This is a genomic window from Streptomyces silvae, from assembly GCF_016745505.1.
Classification (GTDB): domain Bacteria; phylum Actinomycetota; class Actinomycetes; order Streptomycetales; family Streptomycetaceae; genus Streptomyces; species Streptomyces silvae.
Genome location: NZ_JAERUC010000089.1, coordinates 1 through 21351 on the forward strand (window position 1 = coordinate 1; position 21351 = coordinate 21351).

Consider the following 21351-nt stretch of genomic DNA (forward strand, 5'->3'; position numbering starts at 1 on the left):
ACTTTCCTACGCTGGAAGGACGATGAGTCTCCGATGACGGACCCCACCCCCCGCCCCGTGCTGCTCTCCTCTGCGAGCCTCGACGACGTACGCAGGCGGACCGGTGACCGCTCGGACAGGACCATCGCGGCTGCCTGCGCCATCGGTCTGTCGTACTGGGCGACCGGCCGCAGCCCCGAGGGCATCGATCTGACCCCGGGCACCCTCTTCGCCGACGTACTCCGGTGGGTCGACGACGGCGAGTCCGCCCCCGCCGGCTGGGAGGTGGGCGCCGACGGCCGGAGCATCGCCGTCCCCGCCGCCGTCGCGCCCGCCGACGCGCAGCTCGCGCTCGACGACCTGGCCGACTTCCCGGACCGGCCCGTCGGCACCATCGGCCCGGTCGGCGCGGAGGCGAGGATCAAGGCCCTGACCGAGTGGAACGACACCGCCGCCGACCGGGACCGTCCGACCGTCGTCGAGATGTTCCGCGAGCAGGCACGGGCCAGGCCGGACGCCGTCGCCGTCACCGACGACCACCGCTCACTGACGTACCGCCAGACAGCCGAGCTCTCGGGCCAGCTGGCCCACCACCTGATCGAACGCGACCTCACCGCCGAACAGGTCGTCGGCATCTCGCTGCCCCGCTCGGCCGACATGGTGATCGCCCTGCTCGGCGTGCTCCAGGCCGGCTGCGCGTTCGTCCCGCTCGACCCGCAGTGGCCCGCCGAGCGCCGGGCCGTCGTCATCGAGGACGCCCGGGTCGTGCTGCAGCTCGCCGGATCGGGCGAAGCCCGGGAGGGCGAACCGGCCGCGGTGGCCGTCGATCTCGGCGACTGGGGCTACGGTTCGTACCCCGCCGAGGGACCCGAGGTCCCCGTCCACGGCGCCTCGCTGGCGTACGTCATCTTCACCTCCGGATCCACCGGCCGCCCCAAGGGCGCCATGATCCGGCACGACGCGATCAGCGAGCGGCTCCTGTGGCAGTCCGGGGAGATCCTGAACTTCGGCCATGACGACGCGTCCCTCTTCAAGGCCCCGCTCTCCTTCGACATCTCCATCAACGAGATCTTCCTGCCCCTGGTGCGCGGCGGCAGGCTCGTCGTCCTGCGGCCCGGCGGCGAACGCGACCCCCACCATCTGCTGAGCGTCCTGCACGAACAGCGCGTCACCTTCACCTACCTGGTGTCGTCCATGCTCGACGTGCTGCTGGAGATGGAGGGCGGCTCCGGGAAGCTGGACAGCCTGCGCCACGTGTGGTGCGGCGGCGAGGTGCTGACCCCCGAACTGTACGAGCGCTTCCGCACCCGGCTCGGCATCCCGCTGTACCACGGCTACGGCCCGGCCGAGACGACGATCGGGGTCTCCCACGTCATCTACCGCGGCGCGGCCGAGCGCCTGTCGACGTCCATCGGCAAGGCCAACCCCAACACCCAGCTGTACGTCCTCGACGACGAGCTGCGCCCGGTCCCGGTCGGTGTCGGCGGCGAGCTGTACGCCGGAGGGCTGCTCCTGGGCCGCGGTTACGTCAACGCGCCCGGCCTGACCGCCTCCCGCTTCGTCGCCAACCCCTTCGCCTCCGACGGATCCCGGCTGTACCGCACCGGTGACCTCGCGCGCTTCGCCCCGGACGGATCACTGGACTTCCTCGGCCGGGCCGACAACCAGATCAAGATCCGCGGCATGCGGCTGGAGATCGAGGACGTCGAGCTGGGCCTCGCCGAGCACCCTTCCGTACGCCACACCTGCGTCGTCGCGAAGAAGAACGCGGCGGGCGGCACCTACCTGGTCGGATACGTCATCCCGGCCACCGGCGCCGAGGCACCGCACGGCGACGAGATCAAGGCGTGGGCCCAGCAGCACATGGTGGAGTACATGGTGCCCACCCATGTGGTCGTGCTGGAGCAGTTCCCGCTCACCGCGAACGGCAAGGTCGACCGCGCCGCCCTGCCCGAGCCCGTGATCGGGACCGGCACGGTCGTAGCGCCCGCCACCGAGAACGAGCGCCTGGTGTGCGAGGCGGTCGCCTCGGTGCTGCGGCTCGACGAGGTCGGCGTCGACCAGGACTTCTTCCGGCTCGGCGGGGACAGCATCCTGGCCATCTCGCTGCTGAGCGCACTGCGCGCCGCGGGGCTCTACGTCACGGCACAGCAGATCTTCACCCACAGCGTGGTGGGAGCCCTGGCGGCGGTCGTCAGCCGGGAGGACGTCTCCACCGCGGAACACGGCGACGTGGCGACCGGAACCGTCACCGGATCGCCCATCCTGCAGTGGCTCGGCCGGACCACGGACGCGATCGACGGCTTCGTGCAGTCCGTCGTGCTCAACACCCCGGCTGACCTCACCGACGAGGCCCTCGACACCGTCCTCACCGCCCTGGTGCGGCGTCACGACATGCTCCGCGCCCGGCTCGTGCGCGGCGACCGCTGGAGCTTCGACATCCCCGAGCCGGACGGCGCCCGCGTGAGCTGGGAGGAGAGCGGCCTGCCGCTCGACGCCTGCGTGGAGCTCGCCACCGGGGGGCTCGACCCGGACCACGGGGTGATGCTGCGCGCCGTATGGCGCCGTGCGGCACGGCAGCTGGTCGTGGTCGTCCACCACGTCGTCGTCGACGGCGTGTCCTGGCGGATCCTCATGGAGGACCTGGCCACCGCCTGGCAGCGGAACGCATCGGGGCTCCCGGTCGAACTGCCCCCCGTGGGCACCTCGTTCCGGCGCTGGACTCAGCTGCTGGAGGGCGCAGCGTTCACCTCGGACCGCGCCTTCCACGAGCGCCCTCTGCCGGGAGCGGACGGACCGCTGGGCAGGCGCGCGCTGACCGAGGCCGACACCGTCGCCAGGGAACGGAGCCGGACCGTCTCGGTGGGAGCCGGCACCACGGCCGCGCTGCTGGGCGAGATACCCGCGGCATTCCACGCGGGCGTCAACGACGTCCTGCTGACCGCGCTCGCCGTCGCCCTCGCCCGGTGGCGCCGCGACCTCGGGCAGGACCAGACGTTCGCCCACATCGAGCTGGAAGGGCACGGCCGCGAGGGGCGGTTCGTCGCCGGGACGGCCGGTTTCGAACCCGAACTGTCCAGAACCGTCGGCTGGTTCACCACCCTGTTCCCCGTGGTCGTGGACCCCGGTGCGGCGGCCGACCTCACCGCACCCGCCTATCTGGCCGCCGCGCTCAAGGCGGTCAAGGACGACCTCGGCCGGGTCCCGGCCAACGGCCTCTCCTACGGGGTCCTGCGCCATCTGACCGACGCCGGGCTCGACGCCCCGGCCGCCCCGCAGGTGCTGTTCAACTACCTGGGCCGCTTCGAGTCGGGCGCCTCGGGGGACTGGCAGGCGGCCGGTACCACCGGGCAGCTGGGCGAGAAGCGCGATCCGAGGATGCGCCTGCCGCGCGCCCTGGAGTTCAACGCGATCGCCGAACCCGCCGCCGACGGCGAGTACGAGCTGGTCACCACCCTCTCCTGGCCCGACGGGCTGTTCACCGACGAGGACACCGCCACCATCGGCGCGTATCTGCGCGAGGCGCTGACGGGGCTGGGCGCGCTCGACCACGGCGGCCACTCGCCCGGCGACTTCGACCTGGTGCCGCTCACCCAGGCCGACGTCGACGCCCTGGACTCACCGGAGCTGCGGGACATCCTGCCCCTGACCCCGCTGCAGGAGGGCCTCTACTTCCACTCGGTCTTCGACGACGACTCGGCGGGCAGCTACGTCGAGCAGCAACTGCTCACGCTGGAGGGCGAGGTGGACGCCGGCCGGCTGGCGTCGGCCGCGACCCGGCTGCTCACCCTGTACCCGAACCTGGCCGCACGGTTCACGACCCTCGCCGACGGCCGCGTCGTCTCCGTGCTGGAGAGCGGGACGGAGGCGCCCTTCACCACGCTGGACCGGCCCGGCATCGGCGACGCGGAGATCCGCGACCACGCCGAGCGGGACCGCCGCGCGGGATTCGACCTGGCCACCGGCCCACTGATGCGGTACACGCTGATCAGGGCGGGCTCCGGCCGGAACGTCCTCGTGCAGACCGTCCACCACATCATCGCCGACGGCTGGTCGGTGCCGCCGATGCTCCGCGCCCTGCTGGACGAGTACCACGCGCCCGGAGCCCGCTATCCGCTCGGCGGCTTCCCCGACTACGTACGCCACCTCGCCGGGCTCGACGACGACGAGAGCGACCGGGTCTGGGGCGAACAGCTGGCCGGTCTGCCCGGCCCCTCGCTGGTCGCCGAAGGACACACCCCCTCCGACCGGTTCGCCGACACCGCCGTGGAACCCGAGGACGACATCGACGCCGCGGCCCGGACGGCCGGCGTGCCCCTGAGCGTGGCGGTCCACAGCGCCTGGGCCGTGACGCTCGGCGGCATCCTGCGGGGCAGCGACGTGGTCTTCGGCTCCACAATCTCCGGCCGCGACGCGGAGCTGCCCGGCATCGGGGACATGGTGGGCCTGTTCATCAACACCGTCCCGCTGCGGGCCCGTTGGGACGACGGCACCACAGCCCGTGAGCTGCTCGCCTCGGTGCGGGAACACCAGAGCGCGGTGCTGGCACACCAGCACGTCTCCCTCGCCAGGACCGGCCGCAGGACCGGCGGCGGCGCCCTCTTCGACACCCTGGTGGTCTTCGACGTCGCGACCGACGTGGACGCTCTGCGGCGGCCCGGCGACGAGCTGGCCGTCACCGGCATCGCCAACGAGGGAGCCCCCCACTACCCGCTGACCCTCGTCGTGGAGCGCACCACCGCAGGCGCCCTCCGCTTCAACCTCATCCACGACGAGGAACTGCTGCGGGGGGCGAGCGTCCAGGCGATCCTCCGTACGTTCACCCGCACCCTCACCGGTCTGCTCGACCGGCCGGACACACCCGTCCGCGAGCTGGTGCCCGCCGAGGCCGAGCACCTCGAGCCCCTCGCCCCCACGACCTTGGGCGAACTCTTCGACGCCGCCGCGCACCGCCGTCCGGACGCCACCGCCGTCACCCACTGCGCACTCGACGGCCGGACCACGTCCCTGAGCTACGCCGAACTGGCCGGAGCGAAGAACGCGCTGGCCTCGGCCCTGCGCGCCGCCGGTGTCGGACCGGGCAGGCGGGTCGCCGTCGCCGTACCGCGCTCCCCGGAACAGATCGTGGCCCTGGTCGCGATCGTCACCGCAGGCGGCGCGTACGTACCCCTGGACCTGGCCTACCCGGACGAGCGGCTGGAGTACATCCTCGCGGACGCCGCGCCGCAGGTCGTCCTCGTGGACCGCGAACAGCGCGACCGCTTCACGGAGCTCCTGGGCCGGGGAACGGGCACACCGCCCCGCGTCCTCGTGCTGGGGGAGGACTTCCCGCAGGAGACCGGGCCCGCTCCCGCCACCGACGGGCCCGGATGGCACGATCCGGCGTACGTGATCTACACCTCCGGATCGACCGGCAGGCCCAAGGGCGTCGTCGTCCCGCACTCCAGCGTGGTGACCCTGCTCGCCCGCACCCGGCCTGACATGGACTTCGGCCCCGACGACGTCTGGGTCCAGTTCCACTCGTACTCCTTCGACTTCGCGGTCTGGGAGCTGTGGGGCGCGCTCGCGCACGGCGGTGAACTGCTGGTCCCCGAATACGCCCTGACCCGCTCCCCGGTGGACTTCCACCGGCTGGTCCGCGAACGCGGCGTCACCGTGCTCAACCAGACGCCCTCGGCCTTCTACCGCTTCATCGAGGCCGACCTGCACGCCGCAGGACCGCTCCCCGCGCTGCGCCGGATCATCTTCGGCGGCGAGGCCCTGGACCCCGCGCGGCTGCGCGGCTGGGTGGAGCGGCACGGCACCCGCTCACCCGAGCTGGTCAACATGTACGGCATCACCGAGACCACCGTCCACGTCACCCACCGGGTGCTCAGCGAGGAGGACTTCGACGGCGACGTCAGCCCGATCGGAGGCCCGATCCCCGGCCTGTCCGCCTATCTGCTCGACGACCGGCTCCGGCCCGTGCCGCCGGGCAGGGTGGGCGCCATCTACGTCGCCGGCGACCAGGTGTCGCTCGGCTACCTGGGCAGGCCGGGGCTCACGGCGGGCCGGTTCGTGGCGAACCCCTTCGCGGGCGACGGTTCCCGCATGTACCACACGGGCGACCTGGCCCGCCGGACGCTCGACGGTGAGCTGGAGTTCGCCGGCCGCGCCGACGACCAGGTGCAGCTCAAGGGGTTCCGCATCGAACTCGGCGAGGTGGAGTCCGCCGTCAGGGAACTCGACGGCGTGACCGACGTGGCCGTCACCGTGGCCGACAGCGGTGACCACCTGGTCGCCCACGTGGTGGGCCGGGTGCCGGACGACCTCGCCGCACGGCTGTCCGCCAAGCTGCCCGTGCACATGGTGCCGGGCCAGGTGCTCCGGACCGACGCCCTGCCGCTCACGGTCAACGGCAAGCTGGACCGCAAGGCCCTCACCGAGCGCGCCGCACAGGCCGCCGCCAGGGCCGTCCCCCACGCCACCGCGAGCGGGCCCGCGCTCGCCGCCCTGGTCGAGATCTTCGCCGGGGCCCTGCCCGGCTCCCCGGCCGTCGACGGAGACACCGACTTCTTCATGGCCGGTGGCGACAGCATGGTCGCCATCACCGTGATCAACCGGGCCCGGGCGCTGGGCCTGTCGATCGCGCCACGGGACGTGTTCCTGTTCAGGACACCACGCGCGCTCGCCGAGCACCTTGGATCGCGTACCCCTCAGGCCGTCGCCCCGGCGCCCGCCCGCCGCGAGGACGGCCCGCTGGCGCCCACCCCGGTCATCCTGCGCCAGCGGGAGCTGGGCGGGTCGCTCGCCCGGTTCGCCCAGGCCAGGACACTGGTGGCGCCCGAGGGCACCGGATTCGCCGAGGCCGTGGTCGCGGCGAACGCCGTCGTGGCCGCCCACCCGGTGCTCCGGCTGCGCCTCCATGTGGAGCACGGGGTGTGGGCGCTGCGCACCGACGCCGCCCATGCGGTCACCGTGGCCCGGACGGACACCACCGACGCGACCGCAGCGGCGAACGAGGCCGCCGGGCGGCTCGATCCCGGGTCGGGCGAGGTCGTCGCGTTCTCGTGGCTGGAGCCGAGCCGGACCCTGGTGGTCACCGTCCACCACCTCGCCGTCGACGCCGTGTCCTGGCTGATCCTCCTGGACGACCTGGCCACCGCCATGCGCGGGGCGGAGCTGCCCCCGCCGACCACCTCCTACGCCGAGTACGCCGAGGCCCTCAACTCCCGGCCCGCACAGGACACCGACGGCCTCGGCGACTGGATCACGACGCTCCGGGCGCCCGCGCTGCTGCCCACGATCGGCACCCTGCGCGAGACGACGGCCGTGCTGGCGCCCGAGGTGAGCGACCGGCTGACCCGCACCGCGCCCGCCGCACTCGGCATCGGACTGACCGAGCTGCTGTGCGGCGCGCTGCGGGTCGCGCTGACCCACGTACAGCAGTCGCCCACCGATCTCGCCGTCGAGCTGGAACGGCACGGCCGCGTACCGGCCCTGGACCACCACGACTACACCCGGACCGTCGGCTGGTTCACCTCCATCGCCCCCGTACGGCTCACCGCGCACACCGACCCCGTGGCGGCGGCCCGTGAGGTCGCCGAACGCCAGCCCGACGAGGCCGGCCACGTCGCCTACGGCCGGCTCCGGTACCTCGACCCGCAGACGGCACCCCTGCTGACGGCCCGCCCCCAGGTGCTCTTCAACTACCTCGGCCGGGGGAGCGAGTCCGAGGTCCCGCACGTCACCGGCGGCGACCAGGGCAGCCCGTACGCCGTCGAGGTCAACGCCTGGACCGACGGGACGACCGGCGGCCTGCACGCGGCCTTCACCCTTGCCGACGGCATTCCCGACGAGGTGACCGGGCACTGGCTGGCCGCCCTCGAACGCCTCGCGGACGCATCCGCCACGGCCGAGCGCACAGCACCGGTCACCCCGCTCCAGCGCGGCCTGTTCTTCCAGGCCCAGATGGCCGGCCCGGCCGGACACTACGTCGCACAGAGCTACTTCACCTTCGACCGGCGTCTGGACACCGGCGCGCTCTCCGAGGCCATGGCGTACGTCATCGCACGGCACCCCTCCGTGGGCGCCGGCTTCACCACCGGGCCGGACGGAAACCCCGTCCAGGTCCTCTCCGCGGGCCGGCGGGTCGACGTGCGTACGGTCGAGCTGCGGACGGAGGCCGAGGCCGAAGCGCTGCGCGCCAAGGACCGCGACACGGGATTCGACCCGGGCGAACCGCCGCTGATCCGGATGACCGTCCTGCGGCTGCCCGGCGGCCGCGACAGTCTGCTGCTGAGCTACCACCTGCTGCTGTGGGACGGCTGGTCCCGCGAGATCCTGCTGCGGGACCTGTTCGACGCCTACGAGGCGGTCCTGGCCGGGGAGACCCCGGCCGCGGTCCCCGCCACGCCGAGCTTCGAGGAGTACGCCCGTGCCCTCGACGCGAGGGACCCCGCGGTGTCGGAGCGCTTCTGGGCGGAGCACCTGGCCGGCCTCAGCGGCCCGACACTCCTGGCCGGCCCGCAGCCGGCCCTCACCGAGGGCCTGCCGCCCGCGCTCGTCCACACGCTGTCGGCCGAGCAGTCGGACCTCCTGCGGGAGACGGCCAAGGCGCACGGCGTCACGCTGAACACCGTGCTCACCGGCGCGTTCGGCCTCCTGCTCGGCGCGCACACGGGCCGGAGCGACGCGGTGTTCGGCGTGACCGTCTCGGGCCGGGAGGGCGAGGGACTGTCCGACATCGTCGGCGTACTCCTCAACACCGTCCCCATGTGGACGCGGGCACGGCCCCACGACACGGTCCGGGAGTACCTCACGGCCGTACAGACCGCGCGGGTCGAGGCCATGGAGCACGAGCACCTCGGGCTCGGCGAGATCCAGCGGGCCGGCGGCCACGAGGGCCTGTTCGACAACCTGTTCGTCCTCCAGAACTTCCTGGACCTGGACGCCCTCGCCGCGATGAACGCCCGGCACGGCATCTCGGAGGTGAAGGCCGACGACTCGACGCACTACCCGTTCACCTGGGTCGTCACCCCCGGCGACCGGCTCACCGTCAAGCTGGAGCACCGCGACGGCGACGGCCGCAGGGCCCGCCGTCTCGTCGACGACTACCTGAGCGTGCTCGACCGGCTGGCCCGCGCGACGGGACCGCTCGGCGCGCTGCGCGGCCTCGGTCCCGTACCCGAGCCCGCCGAGCGCACGGAGATCGGCACGGACACCGTCGTCGACCGGTTCGACCTGGCAGCCGGACGGGACCCCGAGCGGATCGCCCTCGTCGCCCGGGGCGGGACGATGACCTTCGCGCAACTCCGCGACCGGAGCCGCACGGTGGCCGGGGTGCTCGCCGGGCGCGGCATCGGCCCGGAGACGACCGTGGGCCTCGCGGTCCCGCGCTCCCTCGACTCGATCGTGGCCCTCTTCGCCGTACTGCGGACCGGAGCCGCCTACGTACCGCTGGAGCTCGACCACCCGGACGAGCGCATCGCGACGATCATCGATGCCGCGCGCCCGGACGTGATCCTCACCGTGAGCGCCGTGTCGCCACGGCTCAGCGGCGAGCTGATCGAGCTGGACCGGCCCCTGCCCGACGCGCAGCCGTTCACGACGTTCGCGCCGGACGATCCGGACCGCCTGCGCCATCCCGCGTACACGATCTACACCTCCGGATCGACCGGGAAGCCCAAGGGCGTGGTGACCGAGTACGCAGGGCTCACCAACATGCTGATCAACCATCAGCGCCGCATCTTCGAGCCGGTCCTCGCGGAACACGGACACCGGACCTTCCGGATCGCGCACACCGTCTCGTTCGCGTTCGACATGTCCTGGGAGGAGCTGCTGTGGCTCGCCGACGGCCATGAGGTGCACATCTGCGACGAGGAACTGCGCCGCGACGCGCCCCGGCTGGTCGAGTACTGCGCGCAGCACGCCGTCGACGTCATCAACGTGACCCCGACCTACGCACAGCAACTGGTCGCCGAGGGGCTGCTCGACGACCCCGCACGGCGCCCCGCACTGGTGCTGCTGGGCGGGGAGGCCGTCACCCCGACGCTGTGGCAGCGGCTCGCGGAGACCGAGGGGACGGCGGGCTACAACCTGTACGGCCCCACCGAGTACACCATCAACACCCTCGGCGTCGGCACCTTCGAGTGCCAGGACCCGGTGGTGGGCGTGGCGATCGACAACACCGATGTGTACGTACTGGACCCGTGGCTGCGGCCCCTCCCGGACGGGGTGCCCGGTGAGCTGTACGTCTCGGGCATCGGCATCGCGCGCGGCTACCTCGGGCAGAGCGCCCAGACCGCGGACCGGTTCGTCGCCTGCCCCTTCGGCGCGCCGGGCGAGCGCATGTACCGCACCGGGGACCTGGTGGCCCGCAGGCCCGACGGAAACCTGATGTACCTCGGCCGCACCGACCAGCAGGTCAAGATCCGGGGCCACCGCGTCGAACTCGGCGAGGTCGAGGCCGCGTTCACCGCGCACCCGGCGGTGCGGTTCGCCGCCGCGGTCGCCCAGCCCGACCCGCAGGTCGACGGCGCCTACCGGCTGGCCGCCTACCTGGTGCTGAGCGGCTCCGGTCTTGCGGAGGTGGCCGCCGAGGTGGGAGCCGGCCTGCCGGACTTCCTGCGCCCCACGCACTACGCCGAGGTCGACGGCATCCCGCTGACCGTCAACGGGAAGGCCGACACCAAGGCGCTCCCGGAGGCCAGGCCGCTCGGCGTGCTGACCACGGGGGCCGAGCGCGCCCCGGAGACGGAGACCGAGACGACGGTCTGCGAGTTCTTCGCCGAGGCACTGGACCTCGACGACGACGAGGTGAGCGCGGTCAGCGACTTCGTCTCCCTCGGCGGCCATTCCATGCTGGCGGTGCGCCTCATCGGGCTGCTCCGCCGGGAGTACGGTCCTGTGATCACCATCCGTGATCTGCTCACCCTTCGAACCCCGGAAGCGATTGCGCGCCACCTTGAAGACAACACCTGACGTGCAGCGGCCCCGCCCGGGCGCCGACATCCTCCGGACCGCCCTGCGCCGCAACGCCGGCGCGGTGGTCCGGGGCACCGTCCTCATGGGCCTCTACCAGGCGGGCGAGACCGCCTTCCCCATCGCGCTCGGCCTGATCGTCGAGCACACGATGCGGGACCGGAGCCTCGGCTCGCTCGGCCTGTCGATCGCCTCGCTGGCCGTGATCATCACGACCGTCTCGCTGTCATGGCGGTTCGGGATGCGCGTCCTGCAGAAGGCCAACACCACCGAGGCACACCACTGGCGGGTGCGGGTCGCGGCCTGCGGGCTCCAGCCGGTGCCCCGGGACGTCGGCCTGAAGTCCGGCGAGGTGCTGACCATCGCCACCGAGGACGCCGACCAGACGGCCGACATCGTCGAGGTGGTGCCGCTGCTGGTCAGTTCGCTGGTCGCGGTGGTGGTCGCGTCGGTCGCGCTGGCCCTGGCCGACATCCGGCTGGGCCTGCTGGTGGTCGTGGGGACCGTCGCGATCCTGTCCGTGCTGAGCGTGATGTCCAGACGGATCGGCGCCAGCACCCGGGAACAGCAGGCCCGGGTGGCGCGGGCGGGAGCGAAGGTCGCCGACCTGATCAGCGGTCTGCGCCCGCTGCACGGCTTCGGCGGCAACCACGCGGCGTTCCTCTCCTACCGCAAGGTCAGCACGGAGGCGAGGCGCCAGGCGATCACCGTCGCCAAGGTGAACGGTGTGTACGCAGGCACCGCGCTGGCCCTCAACGCCGTCCTCGCCGCGGCCGTGACCCTGACGGCGGGCTGGCTGGCCTACGGGGGCAGCGTCACCATCGGGGAGCTCGTCATGGCCGTGGGGCTGGCGCAGTTCATCATGGAACCGCTGAAGATGTTCTCGGAGATGCCGAAGTACGTGATGATGGCGCGCGCCTCGGCCGAGCGGATGGCCCTGGTGCTCGCCGCGCCGCCGGTGACGGCCCCGGGCCAGGACAGCCCGGCTCCCGGCGGAGACCTGGAGGTCGACGGAGTCTCGTACGGGTCCCTGCGCGGGCTCACCTTCCGGGTGCGCGCGGGCGAGTTCGTGGCGGTCGCCCCCTACCAGCCGCGCGCGGCGGCCGATCTCGCCTCGGTCCTCGCGGCGAACGTGCCGCCCCGGACGTACGGGGGAGTCGTCCGGGTCAGCGGGCGGGAGATGGCGGAGCTGTCCGTGGAGGCGCTGCGGGAGCACATGCTGGTGAACCCGTACGACGCCGAGATCTTCGCCGGCAGCCTCCGCACGAACATCGACCCGTCCGGTACCAGCCGTACGGTCCCCGAGGCCGTGGAGGCGTCGCTCCTGACCGATGTCGTCGCCCTGCACCGCGAGGGTCTCGACCACGGGGTACGCGACCGCGGGGCGAACCTCTCCGGGGGCCAGCGCCAGAGGCTGTCGCTGGCCCGCGCCCTCGCCGCCGACTCCGACGTCCTGGTGCTGCACGACCCGACGACGGCGGTCGACGCGGTCACCGAGCAGCTGATCGCGCGTAACATCGCGAAACTCCGCAAGGGCCGCACCACCGTCGTCATCACCAGCAGCCCCGCGCTGCTGGACGCCGCCGACCGTGTCCTCGTCCTGGACGACGGTGCCGTCACGGCCGACGACACGCACCGTCACCTTCTCGCCTCCGACGAGGACTACTGCAGGGCCGTGGCGCGCTGACCGTCACCGCGCGAGCGCCCAGGCGACGTCCCTGAGCAGCGCGTGCCGCCAGCCCGCCCGGTCATGGCCCGACGCCGAGCGCGAGACGCGCACGGTGGCCCCGGCCCGCCCGGTCAGCTCCTCCACGAGCTCGCAGTGGGGGAGCATCCGCGCCTCGTGTTCCCCCACGTCGAACGCGATCCGCAGCCCGGACAGGTCCGGACGCTCCCGCAGCCGGTCGGCGACGGCCCCGCCGACCGGCCCGTCCACGAGGTCCGCCCGGTCCATGGCCCCCGGGGCCCACCAGAACGACGGCGACTGGCAGGCGACACGGGACACCAGCCCGGGGAACTCCAGCGCCGCGTACACGGCGCTCAGCCCGCCGAGGCTCTGCCCCGCGACCACCAGCCGGTCCCAGTCGGCCGCTACGCCGGACTCCGCCACCAGCGGCGGCAGTTCGTCCCGTACCGCCTCCCACAGCTCCGGCCTGCACGCGAACTCGGCCGGGCGGTCCTTGGAAGGCAGGAAGACGAGGGTGACCGCGGGCATCTCACCGGCCGCGAAAGCCGCGTCGAAAGCGGTCATCGCCGGGTGGAGATACAGCCAGTCGTCGCCGTCGAGCAGCAGGACCACCGGCCCGCCGCCGCCCACCGGATGGACCCGCACGGTGCGCCGCCCGCCGAGCCGCCCGCCGGCCCAGCGGAGCCGGGTGCCCGGGACGGGCAGGACGTCGTCGGCGCCGACGACGGGCCAGTGCGGCTGGTGCGGGGCGTCCGGGGTCGCGAAGACGGACCGGTCACCGCCCGCCCCCACGGGGTTGGACGGGTCGGCGTACGGCACGTCGTACACGAGGAACCGGTAGGTCACCCGCAGCCGTGCCGGCATGCGCACCTCGGCGTACCAGCAGTCGGTCCCGCCCCACCGGCGCAGGGGCACGGGCTCCGACCAGCTCTCGAAGTCGAGGGTCGCGGGCGACCCGCGCCACAGGAACAACGTCACCCAGCCGCCGTCGTCGGCAGGCACCGAGGAGGGCGCCCGCCCGGCGGCCCAGAACGCGTCGGTGCCCGGTGTGCCGGGCAGCCCGAACGCGGCGAAGGCGTTCTCCGGGCAGCTGTCGAGGGTCCCTGAGGACACGAACGCCTCCTGATGCGAGGAAAGTTGAAAGAATGACACCCGTAATGATTAGGTGAGCCTAACCTAATCAATGTCTTCTCTTCCATCCTGATCCGTCACGGATGGAGTGACGCGGCGCGCAGCCGCCGCCGACCGGACCCGAGGAAGGACCAGCCTTGATCACGGTCACGCCGCGATCCGCCCCGCTGCCGCAGGAGCCGCGCGCGACCGCGTTCCGGCTGCGACCCGCCCGTGAGGAGGACGCGGCCGCACTCGCCGCTCTCGCGCGGCCGTTCGTGCGCTCGGGGGCGCTGCGTGAGCGTCCCCTCGCGCTGTACGCCGCCCGTGCCGCCGACTTCCTGGTCGCGGAGACCCCCGGCGGCTCCCTCGAAGGCTGCGTGGGGCTGCGGGAGTACCCGGCCGACGCGGGGGAGGCCGGCGGACCCGCCGGCGTCCTGTACAACTTCTGCGTGGCGGGCCACCGGCAGGGGCACGGCGTGGGGGCCGGGCTGCTGCGCGCCACACTGACCCGGGCGCGCGCCCGGTCGCTCGGAGCGCTGTTCACGGCGACGACCGGTGACGGCGCCCTGTTCCTGCGGTACGGGTTCACGGCGGCGGCCGCACGTCCCGCTCCCCGGCAGTGGGTGCAGTCCCTGGACCCGCGGCGGAACGCCCGCGTACTCGCGCTCATGTGGTGAACGCCGGTCGCCGGGGCGAAGCGTCGGCTCCGCCCGCGGGTGCCGCCCGCGCGTGCCGCGTCCGCGCAGGCCTCAGCTCCGGCAGGCGGTACGCGAGGGCCGCGTGCTCCGGGCCGGTCGCGCGGCGTCCTGCCCGAGGTCCCCGCCGCCGTCCGGCACCACGGTGGTCCCGGAGCCCGCCCCGTCGAGGACGCCGCGCAGCACCGCGTGCGGCGTACGGCCGTCGAGCACATGCGCTCTGCGGACACCGCCCCGCACGGCCCGCAGGCAGCCCTCCATCTTGGGCAGCATCCCGCTCGCCAGCCCCGGCAGCAGTTCGTCCAGGTCCTCGGCGGTCAGCCGCTCGATCACCTCGGTGCTCTCCGGCCAGTTGGCGTACAGGCCCTCCACGTCGGTGAGCATCACCAGCCGGTCGGCGCCGAGCGCCACGGCCAGGGCCGACGCCGCGAGGTCGGCGTTGACGTTGTAGACCTGTCCGTCCTCGCCGCGTGCCACGGGGGAGACCACCGGGATGTGACCCTGCTCCAGCAGCAGGCGCAGCATGCCGGGGTCCACGTCCACGACGTCCCCGACGAGCCCGATGTCCACGGGCCGGCCGTCCACCCAGGCCGGCCGCCGGACCGCCGTCATTGTGTGCGCGTCCTCACCGGTCATCCCCACGGCGAAGGGCCCGTGGGCGTTGATGTGGCCCACCAGATCTCGCTGGACCCTCCCGGTGAGCACCATGCGCACCACCTCCATGGTCTCCGGCGTGGTCACCCGGAGACCGGCCTCGAAGCGGGACCGGAGGCCGAGGCGGCCGAGCATCGCGTTGATCTGCGGCCCGCCCCCGTGCACGACGACGGGACGCAGGCCGGCCCGCCGCAGCTCCACCACGTCCTGTGCGAAGGACCGTTGCAGACCCTCGTCCACCATGGCGTGCCCGCCGAACTTCACGACGACCACGTCGCGGGACGCCCGCGCCGGGAGGCGGGGTGAGGTGGGTCCGGGGATGACGGTGCGCTCCGGCACCGGCAAGGGCTCGACGGCGGGCACGTCCACGGATCGATTACCTCCACTGATTGCACTGATGACACTGCGCACCCTGGGCCGCCCCAGACGTAGGAAGCTTAGCCTAACCTAATGTCTGTCGCGCGGGAGGTGTCTCATCTGTATGGCATGCCAATGAGGCCTCTGTGGAACGGAGTTGGGTCGAACCGGTGCTCAGTCGGCCAACAGGGCCGCGCGGTGGGACGTGAGGAAGTCGGCGAGCGAGGTCGGTCGCCGGCCGGTCAGCCGCTCGACGGCGTGTGTCGTCGTTCCGTACCAACCGTCACGGCGTGCGGCACCGTTGGCGGCCAGTGCCTCCGCCGTCCGCCCGGGCAGGCCGTCGGCGAGCAGCCCGGCGGCGAGCGCCTCGTCGGAGACGGCTCGGTGGCCGACCGGGCGGCCGGTGACCTCGGTGAGGATCCGGGCGAGTTCGGCGTCGGTGACGGCCGAGGGGCCGGAGACCTCCAGCAGGCCCTTGGCGCCGCCTTCGGCGAGCACGGCTGCCGCGACCGCTGCTGAATCGTCCTTGGTGACGTAACCGACGCCCCCACCGCCCGAGTTACTGAGAAGCGTTCCCGATGCCACGGCGCGGCGCGCGGTGTCCAGCATGAGCAGCATCTCCGGCCACGTTGAAGCGGAGCGCGGTGAACGTCAGCCCCGACCGGGAAAGTGCCTGTTCGGCGAGGCGGTGGTCGTGCGCGACGCCGACCGGGTTGTCCGGCTCGCCGGCCCGGGTGAACGAGGTGTAGACGACATGACCCACACCGGCCTCGACGGCCGCGTCGATGGCGTTCGCCTGGAGCTGCGACCGCTCGGGGAGCGGGTGGAGACTGACGATCAGCAGGGCGTCGGCACCGTCGAATGCCGTCACGAGCGAACCGGGATCGCCGAAGTCCGCCGCGCGCACCTGGACCGGCAGGCCCGCGGCCTTCTCCGGAGTGCGGGACGTCCCCACGACCTCGGCGGCCGGTACGCGCTGGACGAGGTGGCCGACGGTCAACTGTGCGAGCCGGCCGGCCACTCCGGTGACGACGATCATTCGGTGCTCCCCACTGGTGTGCGACTGGTGTGCGACGCTTGCGTCCACCTTGGACGAGGCCGAGAACGAAGGGGAGAAGGCACATGAATGTTCCCGCCGCGCTGGATGTCGATCTGGGGTCACCCGTCACCTCCGAGGAGCACGGGCATTGCCCCGTCACGGACGTGCTGCGCCGGGTGGGCGACAAATGGAGTGTGCTGATCGTCGTGCTCCTGGGCCAGGAGCCCCGGCACTACAACGAGCTGCATCGCTCGGTCGAGGGCATCAGCCGGCGGATACTCACCCGCACCCTGCGCACCCTCGAGAGGGACGGCCTCGTGACCCGCACCGTCCACCCCACGGTGCCGGCCACGGTGGAGTACGCGCTGAGCTCCCTGGGCGCGTCCCTGATGATTCCGGTCTCCGCCCTGGCCGAGTGGGGCGTGGAGCACGGCCAGGACATCGAGAACGCCCGGGGGCAGTACGACGCCCGGCCTCCCGGAGGGAACGAGAACTCCGCGGATTCCCGTGCGGCTTCCGCGGCGGGCGGGGAGCTCGCCCGCCCGCCGCGGACGGTCACTGCGCGGTGATACGCAGCACCCCGGTCACGGTGCCCTGGAGATAGGCGCCGTCCGGCGCGATCGTGCCCGCCATCTGCAAGGTGTCGTACAGCGATCCCACCCCGACCTTCGCGGAGCGGGTGATCTGCCCGCTGTCGGGGTCGATCTGCACATAGCGGTACGGGTCCAGCAGGCTGGTCCCCTTGGTGCCGGGAATCAGCGGGTCGCGCACCACCGTGTGGAGCCGGCCGTCGGCCGTCGACAGCTTCGGTACGGCGGCGGACCGCAGGGCGTTGTCCCACACGAGCGAGCACGCCGACCCGTCGGCCCGTACGTCCACCCGGGACAGACCGCCCGCGAAGTCGGCTGAGGCGGGCACACTGGTCCCCGCGCCCTCGGGGACGGCGGGGTACGGATAGCCGTAGGTTCCCGCGACGAAGACGCTGCGGCCGACGCCCACCGGGGAGTTCTCGCTGCCTGGGCCGTTCGCCGCCTTCAGGACCGGGACCGAGCAGACGTCCGAACCGTCGGCCGTGCGATACACCTTCAGGTTGGCCGCGGTGTCGGAGTTGTCGACGATGGCGACGTACTCGGTGCCCCCGGACGGGCCGAAGAACGTGGGCGTCGACCCGCTGCCCCAGCTCAGCAGACCGGGCTTACGGGCCGACCCGCGGTTGTAGGCCTTGCGCCAGAGGATCTTCGGCGCACCGCCCTCCGAGGCGAGCAGATAGGTGGCGTGGGTGGTGGTCACCGCGATGCCCTCGGGGGCCGTGGAGATGCTGTTGGCGACGCGTTCGCGCGGGCAGGGTGAGGGCCTACGCCGTGCCGGTGGAGTCGTCGGCGGTGCCCACCACGCCTCCGCCGGTGGCGAACCAGACGCGGCCGTCCCAGTCGGGCGCGAGCCCGGTCACCGCGTCGCCCTCCGGTATGACGGAGGCCAGCGACAGGCTCCGGTCGACCCTCAGGGTCCAGTCACCTTCGCCGTTCCGATGGTGTCCGACCCGCAGCAGGCTGCGGCTGCCGTCGGCGACGACCAGCCGGTCCTGGTCGTCGATATAGGCGTAGACACCGCCCAGCAGCGACCCCTTGGTCAGCTTCAGCGTGGTCAGGGAGGACCCGTCGGCAGGGTCGAGGAGATGGACCGTGGGCACCTGGCCGAAGATCGGGGTGCAGAGGGCGACCGGGTAACCGTCGGCCCCCACCAGGACGGTCGGGCACGCCGAGGCCAGTGCGGTGCGTGAGGATGAGAGCGTGCCCGCCCCGGGCCCGGCCAGCGGGGTGGTGTCCGAGGAACCCGTGTCCCCGTGCATGGTGGCGGTGCCGTCAGGACCCGCGTACGGGTTATGAGGAGGCGTCGGGCCGAACGACGCGGGGGAGACGGCCGAGGCGGGCACGGCGCAGCCGAGGGCGAGCGCCGCGAGGACGGCGCCGACGGTTCTCCAGCGAGCGGACCTGTGCGGAGTGGAGGAGAGGGACACGGCAGTACGGTCCTTTCCGGTACGGACGTACCAGGAGGGCAGGAGGGGGCGCGCGGGTCGCCGGTCACCCCGCTTCCAGGGCACGCCGACGGCCCCACGGGCAGGGGAGGAAGCGACGGGTACGACGGCGCGCGGCCGTCGGAGAAGGGCACCGGACAGCTGGGGCGTCCGCGCGTTCACGGCCGAGGCCGGAGGGCGGCGGCGGGGAAGCGGATGCGGAGCGGCCCGCCCGCAGATGTCAGCCTGTGCGGAGACAGAGCGCGCCGGCGGTTCGCACGAGATCGACATGGCGTCGTCGCGTGAACTCCTGGCAGCGCTTCATGCGGGTGATCCAAGCAGTACGGCTGACCCTCGGTCAAGGGCGGTCCCACGTGCCGGAACAGCTCGAAGCGGCCCGTACGGAACGGCTCGCGGCACCCGGCGGGAGCGGAATCATGGGTGCCGGGCGCCGCACCAGGAACACGGCCCCCGTGACACGACCGAGAGGACCCGCCCCGTGGCCGACCCCAAGAGCTACATCATCGAGTCGCTGGACACCGGGCTGCGCCTGATGCGCCTCTTCCTCACCCACGACACCCTGTCCGTCACCGACGCCGCCAGGGAACTGGAGGTGGCCCGCTCCACCGCGCACCGCGTGCTCAGCACCCTCGAGTCGCGCGGCTTCGCCACCCGCGACACCTCAGGGCGGGGCTACGTCGCGGGCCCCGAACTGGTCACCCTCGGCCGCCCGGCCGGCTACGGCCCCGAGATCCGGGCCCGCGTCCAAGCGGTGCTGGACGAGGCCGCCACCGCCACCGGGGAGACGGTCGGCACCGCCGCCCTGCTCGGCGACCAGGTGATCATCACGGATGGCCGGGAATCGCCCCACCCCGTGCGCGCCGTACTGGAGACCGGCCGGGTCCACCCCGCCCACGCCACCTCGGCGGGCAAGGTGCTGCTGGCCCAGCTGACCACCGAACAGGTCTGCGCCCTCTACCCGGAGGAACGGCTCCCCGGCCTCACCGGCCGCACCCTGGTCTCCCGTACCGCCCTGCTCTCCGAACTGGCCGGAATCCGCACCCTCGGCCGCGCCGACAGTGTCGGTGAGTCGGTGCCGGGGATGAACACCGTCGCCGTCCCGCTGGCCGGAAACAGCTGGCGTGACCGGCTCGCCCTGATGGCGTCCATGCCCGCGGACCGGGGCGGTGAGTCCGAGCTGGCCCGGCACGCCGTGGCGCTGCGGAAGGCCGCCGGACTGTTGCCGTCGGCCTCCTCCTCGCCGGACCCGGAGCGGGTCAACTGACAGCAGCAGACGGCGGAAGGGGTTTGCGTAAGAATCTGAAAGAGCTTGCAGAAATCCTTGACGACGGCCAGGCGGAGCGGCAGGCTCCACACGTTCCCCCCACGGCAGCCTGGCGCGTGGCTGTCTTCGAGGGCACAGCTGTGCCCTGTCGTCGAAGGAGCCGCACATGCAGCACCGATCCCGTCTCATCGGCGGAACACTGGCCGGAGTCCTGACCGTCGCAGGCCTCACCACGCTCGCGCCCTGGCAGTCGCAGGCGACACCGCCCGGCGAGAAGACCGTCACCGTCACCATGTTCGAGCGCCCGTACGCGGACGTGGCGTCCGCCTGCACCGACCAGCTCGGCCCCGCCGGTTACGGCTACGTGCAGGTGTCCCCCGCCACCGAGCACATCCAGGGCGACCAGTGGTGGACCTCCTACCAGCCGGTCAGCTACAAGATCGCCGGCCGTCTGGGAGACCGTGACGCGTTCGCCGCCATGGTGGACGCCTGCCACTCCGCAGGGGTCAAGGTCATCGCCGACGCCGTCATCAACCACATGGCCGCGGGTTCCGGCACGGGCACCGGCGGAACCGCCTACACGAAGTACGACTACCCCGGGTACTTCGGGGACGCCGACTTCCACACCTGCCGCACCGCCATCAAGGACTACACCGACCGCGGCGACGTGCAGAACTGCGAACTGGTGGGGCTCTCCGACCTCGACACCGGCAAGGACGAGGTCCGCTCCACCATCGCCGCCTACCTCGACGACCTGCGGTCGATGGGCGTCGACGGCTTCCGCATCGACGCCGCCAAGCACATGGCGGCCGACGACGTCGCCGCCATCAAGGGCAGGATGAGCGACCCCGGGTTCTGGGTCTCGGAGGTGATCCAGGGCGGCGGCGAAGCCGTCCAGCCCGAGGAGTACACCGAGATCGGTGACGTGGACGAATTCCGGTACGGGGGCCACCTCAAGAGCGCCTTCCAGGGCGGCGGCATCGCGCAGCTGAAGGCCGTCGCCGACGGCAAGCTGGGCAGCGCCTCGGCCCGTACGTTCGTCGACAACTGGGACACCGAACGCAACGGCTCGACACTGACCTACAAGGACGGCGCCGCCTACACCCTCGCCAACGTGTTCATGCTCGCCTCGCCGTACGGTTCGCCCAACGTGTACTCCGGCTACGAGTGGTCCGACGCGGACGCGGGCCCGCCGAGCGGCGCCGACGGCTGGACGGACACGCACGCCCAGCAGACGATCACGGGCCTGGTCGGCTTCCGTAACGCCGTGGGCTCGGCCGAGCTGACCGACTGGTGGGACAACGGAGGCAGCGCGCTCGCCTTCGGCCGTGGCGACAAGGGATTCGTCGCCCTCAACAACGCGGACGACGCCCTGACGGAGACCTTCACGACCTCCCTGCCCGCAGGCACTTACTGCAACGTCGCCGCGGCCTCTCCGGACGACTGCGACGGCAACACCGTCACGGTCGGCGACGACGGCACCGTCCAGGCCACGGTGCCGGCCCGCGGCGCGCTGGCACTGCACACCGGAGCCCAGGCCGGCTGACAGTCCCGGACGACAGCACG

11 protein-coding genes and 1 pseudogene are annotated in these 21351 nt (G+C 72.7%); 6 read left to right on the forward strand and 6 right to left on the reverse strand.

Going from position 1 to position 21351, the window contains the following annotated elements:
- Positions 1–33 precede the first annotated feature (33 nt).
- The gene (locus JKV81_RS13685) at positions 34–10941 is read left to right on the forward strand and encodes a non-ribosomal peptide synthetase (protein WP_202076090.1); all 10908 of its coding nucleotides are present in this window, start codon (positions 34–36) and stop codon (positions 10939–10941) included.
- Positions 10925–12628 carry an ABC transporter ATP-binding protein gene (locus JKV81_RS13690; protein WP_202076092.1) on the forward strand — a complete coding sequence of 568 codons (1704 nt, stop codon included), beginning with the start codon at positions 10925–10927 and terminating at the stop codon, positions 12626–12628. Before JKV81_RS13685 ends, JKV81_RS13690 begins: the two co-directional genes overlap by 17 nt.
- 3 nt (positions 12629–12631) lie before the next feature.
- Here the strand turns inward: JKV81_RS13690 and JKV81_RS13695 are convergent, their stop codons facing one another.
- On the reverse strand, positions 12632–13741 hold the full coding sequence (locus JKV81_RS13695) for an alpha/beta hydrolase-fold protein (RefSeq protein ID WP_202076094.1): 1110 nt from the start codon (positions 13739–13741) through the stop codon (positions 12632–12634).
- Positions 13742–13896: 155 nt separating this feature from the next.
- Here JKV81_RS13695 and JKV81_RS13700 point away from each other — a divergent pair, with 155 nt between their 5' ends.
- On the forward strand, positions 13897–14418 hold the full coding sequence (locus JKV81_RS13700) for a GNAT family N-acetyltransferase (protein ID WP_202076103.1): 522 nt from the start codon (positions 13897–13899) through the stop codon (positions 14416–14418).
- Between the two features lie 72 nt (positions 14419–14490).
- Here the strand turns inward: JKV81_RS13700 and argB are convergent, their stop codons facing one another.
- The 3 genes from argB to JKV81_RS13715 form a co-directional block, all read right to left on the reverse strand.
- A complete protein-coding gene (gene argB, locus JKV81_RS13705) occupies positions 14491–15333 on the reverse strand; it encodes an acetylglutamate kinase (RefSeq protein ID WP_236056556.1) in 843 nt (280 codons plus the stop codon).
- 288 nt (positions 15334–15621) lie between these two features.
- Entirely contained in the window at positions 15622–16056 is a 435-nt protein-coding gene (locus JKV81_RS13710; RefSeq protein ID WP_202076105.1) for a Rossmann-fold NAD(P)-binding domain-containing protein, read from the reverse strand.
- On the reverse strand, positions 16007–16486 hold the full coding sequence (locus JKV81_RS13715; protein ID WP_202076107.1) for an NAD(P)H-binding protein: 480 nt from the start codon (positions 16484–16486) through the stop codon (positions 16007–16009). The genes JKV81_RS13710 and JKV81_RS13715 overlap by 50 nt, the downstream gene beginning before the upstream one ends.
- Before the next feature lie 83 nt (positions 16487–16569).
- Between JKV81_RS13715 and JKV81_RS13720 the strand changes: the two genes are divergently transcribed.
- Positions 16570–17055, forward strand: a complete 486-nt coding sequence (locus JKV81_RS13720; protein WP_129260067.1) for a winged helix-turn-helix transcriptional regulator — start codon at positions 16570–16572, stop codon at positions 17053–17055.
- On the opposite strand, the pseudogene JKV81_RS13725 reads toward JKV81_RS13720, so the two are convergent.
- Both JKV81_RS13725 and JKV81_RS36820 read right to left on the reverse strand, forming a co-directional pair.
- A pseudogene (locus JKV81_RS13725) lies at positions 17042–18419 on the reverse strand (hypothetical protein). The gene JKV81_RS13720 and the pseudogene JKV81_RS13725 overlap by 14 nt on opposite strands.
- A gap of 322 nt (positions 18420–18741) precedes the next feature.
- Entirely contained in the window at positions 18742–18825 is an 84-nt protein-coding gene (locus JKV81_RS36820; protein WP_360365201.1) for a putative leader peptide, read from the reverse strand.
- A gap of 174 nt (positions 18826–18999) precedes the next feature.
- Here JKV81_RS36820 and JKV81_RS13730 point away from each other — a divergent pair, with 174 nt between their 5' ends.
- Positions 19000–19785, forward strand: a complete 786-nt coding sequence (locus tag JKV81_RS13730; RefSeq protein WP_129260068.1) for an IclR family transcriptional regulator — start codon at positions 19000–19002, stop codon at positions 19783–19785.
- Positions 19786–19951: 166 nt separating this feature from the next.
- A complete protein-coding gene (locus tag JKV81_RS13735; protein WP_129260069.1) occupies positions 19952–21331 on the forward strand; it encodes an alpha-amylase in 1380 nt (459 codons plus the stop codon).
- The last annotated feature ends 20 nt before the right edge of the window (positions 21332–21351 follow it).

Coding starts and splice junctions, on each gene's coding strand:
- JKV81_RS13710 (WP_202076105.1), bottom strand. CDS start 16,056: ATGCTGGACACCGCGCGCCGCGCCGTGGCATCGGGAACGCTTCTCAGT.
- JKV81_RS13720 (WP_129260067.1), top strand. CDS start 16,570: ATGAATGTTCCCGCCGCGCTGGATGTCGATCTGGGGTCACCCGTCACC.
- JKV81_RS13735 (WP_129260069.1), top strand. CDS start 19,952: ATGCAGCACCGATCCCGTCTCATCGGCGGAACACTGGCCGGAGTCCTG.
- argB (WP_236056556.1), bottom strand. CDS start 15,333: ATGGTGGACGAGGGTCTGCAACGGTCCTTCGCACAGGACGTGGTGGAG.
- JKV81_RS36820 (WP_360365201.1), bottom strand. CDS start 18,825: ATGAAGCGCTGCCAGGAGTTCACGCGACGACGCCATGTCGATCTCGTG.
- JKV81_RS13715 (WP_202076107.1), bottom strand. CDS start 16,486: ATGATCGTCGTCACCGGAGTGGCCGGCCGGCTCGCACAGTTGACCGTC.
- JKV81_RS13685 (WP_202076090.1), top strand. CDS start 34: ATGACGGACCCCACCCCCCGCCCCGTGCTGCTCTCCTCTGCGAGCCTC.